We start from the raw sequence: 323 nt of genomic DNA on the forward strand, positions 1-323 counted from the left end.
TTCGCCTGCCCTGGATACAGGTCGGCAGCCTTGCGCATCGCAAGCCCGGGCAGGTAAGCAATATCGGCACCGCAATCCCTGGCCACAGCTACTGGCAAGGCACCGATCGTGTTCGGCTGATCAACGACCACCAGCACTCGACCGCAGTCGTGCTGCAAGGTCGTAATCACGTCCCGAAGCGCACCCTCGTCCTGCGGAAGTTCGTGATCGAAGACCCGCTCACCCATCGGATTGAGTCCGCACCCGTGATGGTTAGTTTTTCCGACGTCGAGGCCTAACCAGACGTCGTATTCGTTGTTCATGACAGTCCTCCTCGACCATCC

The 323-nt window shown here is 59.4% G+C and carries 1 protein-coding gene; it reads right to left on the bottom strand.

All coding sequences use genetic code 11. The annotated features are described in order from the left end of the window. Nucleotides 1-302: IS110 family transposase (locus FO013_RS22250; protein ID WP_143924723.1), on the bottom strand; the 302-nt coding region annotated here is incomplete at its 3' end. Between the last annotated feature and the right edge of the window lie 21 nt (nucleotides 303-323).

The organism is Brevibacterium aurantiacum, from assembly GCF_007558825.1.
GTDB lineage: Bacteria > Actinomycetota > Actinomycetes > Actinomycetales > Brevibacteriaceae > Brevibacterium > Brevibacterium aurantiacum_A.